This window comes from Moorena sp. SIO3B2, assembly GCF_010692525.1.
GTDB lineage: Bacteria > Cyanobacteriota > Cyanobacteriia > Cyanobacteriales > Coleofasciculaceae > Moorena > Moorena producens.
In genome coordinates this window covers 1-3831 of record NZ_JAAHHE010000246.1, presented here as the reverse complement: position 1 = coordinate 3831, position 3831 = coordinate 1, and the positions used below count along the sequence as shown (strand labels likewise).

The 3831-nt window shown below is 42.5% G+C and carries 3 protein-coding genes; all 3 read left to right on the top strand.

Annotated elements, in window-relative coordinates:
- Nucleotides 1-1998, top strand: a 1998-nt coding sequence (locus F6K38_RS29665) for a CHAT domain-containing protein (RefSeq protein ID WP_287358663.1), incomplete at its 5' end; no start/stop codon positions are given.
- Between the two features lie 11 nt (nt 1999-2009).
- The gene (locus tag F6K38_RS29660; RefSeq protein ID WP_287251713.1) at nt 2010-2366 is read left to right on the top strand and encodes a hypothetical protein; all 357 of its coding nucleotides are present in this window, start codon (nt 2010-2012) and stop codon (nt 2364-2366) included.
- Complete coding sequence (locus F6K38_RS29655; protein WP_287251714.1) at nt 2366-3775, top strand: hypothetical protein; 1410 nt, start codon at nt 2366-2368, stop codon at nt 3773-3775. Before F6K38_RS29660 ends, F6K38_RS29655 begins: the two co-directional genes overlap by 1 nt.
- Nucleotides 3776-3831 lie beyond the last annotated feature (56 nt).

The window sequence follows — 3831 nt, the reverse complement described above, 5'->3', positions numbered from 1 at the left end:
ATCGCTTGCTACCAATCCGCTTTAGAAGTAAGCACCCGTGAAGCTTTTCCTATTGATTGGGCAATGACTCAAAACAATCTCGGTAGTGCTTACTCTGAGCGAATCACAGGGGATAAAGCACAAAACCTAGAAGATGCCATCGCTTGCTACCAATTGGCTTTAGAAGTACGCACCCGTGAACCTTTTCCTATTGAATGGGCAACGATTCAAATCAATCTCGGTGGTGCTTACTTTAACAGAATCACAGGTCAGAAGGCACAAAATCTAGAAGATGCCATCGCTTGCTACCAATTGGCAAAAGACGTTTTCACCCGTAAAGCTTTTCCAAAAAAATGGGCATTGACTCAAAACAATCTCGGTTTTGCTTACCAAGATGCTCAAAATTTCCCTGAAGCTTACAAGGCTTTTGATGCTGCCATTAAAACCGTAGAATTCCTGCGAGATGAAATTATTTATGGTTCTGGAGTAGAAGACTACAAGACCAAACTAGCTGAAAAATGGAATAGAGTCTATCGAGGCATGGTAGAAACTTGCCTAGACTTAACTAAGATCACCGCAGCCATTGAATATGTTGAACGGAGCAAAACCGGCAATTTAGTTGAAAAGATTATCAGCCGTGACCTGAAAACTATCTTTCCTGTAGATGTTGCTACTCAACTACAACAATACAGGGATGAAATAGCGGCAGGTCAGGATAAAATCCAACAGGGTAAAGCTGAGAATCCAAAAGTATTAGCACAACATCTTCAAGAATTGCGACAGCAGCGGAATGAATTACAAGAGCAATATTTACCTATCGGTTCTAGCTTTAAGTTTGAGCAATTTCAGCAGAAGCTGGATCACCATACTGCCATTGTAGAATTTTACATTACAGGGGATAAGCTGCTCACTTTCATCTTTACCAGCGAAACTCAACAACCCATAGTTTGGCAATCTGAACCACAAGACTTCAAAAAATTTCAAAAATCGGTAAATGGGTATCTCAGAGCCTACTACAACAAAAAATACCATTGGCAACGTCGCCTGACTACCCGTCTACATTTGCTTGCAAAAATTATACACATTGATGACATCATTGAGCAAATCCCCCCAGAGTGCGATCGCTTAATTTTAATCCCCCATCAGTATTTACATTTGTTCCCCCTTCATGCTTTACCTATCAACAGTCAGCAGGGAGAAGGTAAATATAAAATTCTGATCGATCGCTTTCCAGCAGGGGTAAGTTATGCCCCTAGCTGTCAACTACTCCAACTTGTTCAAACCAGAAAACGCCCGGACTTTACCCAGTTGTTTGCGGTTCAAAACCCTACTGATGATTTAGTTTACACTAACCTAGAAGTAGAAGTGATTAAATCATTTTTCCAGGATGCTGAAGTCTTAGCCAGCCAAGACGCAAAGGAAGCTGCTGTCAAAGTAAATCAGAACTTGACAACAGCCCACTGTTGCCACTTTTCCTGTCATGGTTACTTCAACTCAGAATCACCTGTAGAATCAGCACTCCTTTTAGCGGAAACTAAAACAGAACAGGTAGTCCAAGACAAAACTACAGAAGATGGATTTCTTACCTTAGGGGAAATTTTTGCCCTAAAATTAGAACAATGTCGCCTTGTCACCCTTTCTGCTTGCGAAACCGGATTAATCGACTTTAGTAACAGTAGCGATGAATACATTGGTTTACCCAGTGGTTTCCTAGTTGCCGGTAGTCCAGCGGTAGTTAGTAGCCTGTGGACGGTAAACGATTTATCGACAGCGTTGTTGATGATTAAATTTTATGATAATCTGCTAAACTACCACATGTCCTTAGCAGTTGCCCTTAACCAAGCGCAACTCTGGCTGCGGGATAGCAGCAAAGAAGAATTAGAGGAGTACATTGATAATTTGCCTGCGACTTTTGTTCAGAAATACGTAAGTAAGGCTATGCTTCACAATTTTGATAACAGCGATAAACCCTTTAATTCACCATTTTATTGGGCTGCATTCTGTGGGATTGGTCAATAGGAGTTAAGACTATGAAAGCTGAAAATTATCTATTTTTATCTGCTTTTAAACAACTACTGGATACCAAAACTGAGTTGTTTAAAGACTCAGAACGAACGGACCTAGAAGAATTAATTACTTCATTACCAAGTGATACGGAACAGCTAGCCAATGGGATTTCTCGGTGGTGTGCTTCTCACTCAGACATTAATAATGCTTTGATAGCTCTACTTGCTAGTAAAACAATTGATAAGAAGGGAATTGGAGGCACTTTCCCCACTGATGAAACTAAAGCCGAAGAGGAAAAAAACTTAAAGGAAACTCTGATTAATGCCCTCCGCAAGAGTTCTACTGAAGAAACCGAAAAACCCAAAAATCCCAAAGGCTGATGACTGACACCGCCTTGCCAATCAAAAACCCCAGCGTCACCCTTTATGCCTTCCATCTCTGGCAAGACCTCAGCCAAGAACTGGGACAGTTGCGACAGGATGCGGATCAGTTGTGGCAACACTGTGCTAACCTCAGCGAACCCCTAGCTATCCCAGACCTGAAATCTTTACCGGAAAAATTACAATCCCCTCCAAGCCAAACAGGGATCACAAGCGATCACGTAGACTTACTCCCAGGGAATGGTCGCTTAACCTATACGCCACCATTGCAAATAGAAGGCTCTGCCCTAACAGTAGAGGTCTATCCCCGACAAATTCATGACACCTATGCCCTTGACCTAACCCTCTATTACCAGAATGTCACCGTTGCAGCCAGTCAATTTAGTCGGTTAAATCCCCAAGGGTGCCTCCTATCCAGCACTATTCAAGCTTCTTTGGGACAAACCTTAGTGCTCTATGGCGAACCAGTGGGCAGTCCCGATGAAGATAGAAAGTTAGCCGATGCCTGTGTGGATGCTTTTTTCCAGGGAACCGACCAAAAACCTGAATTTAGCGCATTTGGGCAGTTATTTGGTAGCCCAATTTTTGCCTATGACAACGGTAAGGAGAAACCAACGGAGCAATGTCACCTTCTGGTCTGCTTAAACCGTCACCCAGAAACCTTAAAGCTGGTTGAAAAGACGTCTTTGTCATTTTTCAATCTATTGTGCTGTCGCAGTAAAATCCTGTTTGCTTATCATGAATCTCGTTGGTGTTATCGCGAAACTAGAGAGCTATATGGGCAACTAGAACAAGACGTTCAACGCTTCAAGGAATTGCCAACAGAGCGAGAAACACGGCTAGAGCAACTGAAGCAAAAACTGACCGAGATGCCATCCAAGACCTTTGACTATGCTGGTTATCTGCGAGACATGGAGGATCACAACACTGCGATCGCTACCAATGCCGCCAACTATGACTACTGGCTAGAAAAAATCCGCGAATATAGTCTCAAAGACGATAATATCGAGTTTTTGGAATACTTCCTCAACCAAAGAACCAAGCTGTTTCAAAATCAGATTCAAGTCAACCTCAATTATCTCAAACCGGGTCAGCAATTATTTGACCAGATGCTTGGTAGTATCCGAGGCATTGTGGAGACTGAACAAGCACAACAAGAGAAACGATTAGAACGTTGGATTGCCTCGGTGGGTATTGGTTTAGCGGTCAGTGGTATTTCTTCCCAAGCTGCTGGTAAACCGGTAGAGTCTATTATCGCCCAACTAGACCCTAAACAATCCTTAGATTGCCCCACCGCTGGTTTTACACCTTGCTTGACTTACAGTGTCGTGTTTGTGCTATTTCATGTGGTAGTTGGTGTGATCGCTGGGTTAATTGTGTATCGCATTATTCATCGGGTATCAAAATGATAAGGTTGTAGGGTGGGCAAAGACCGTTTATTTATTTTGATAATTCTAGATAATAG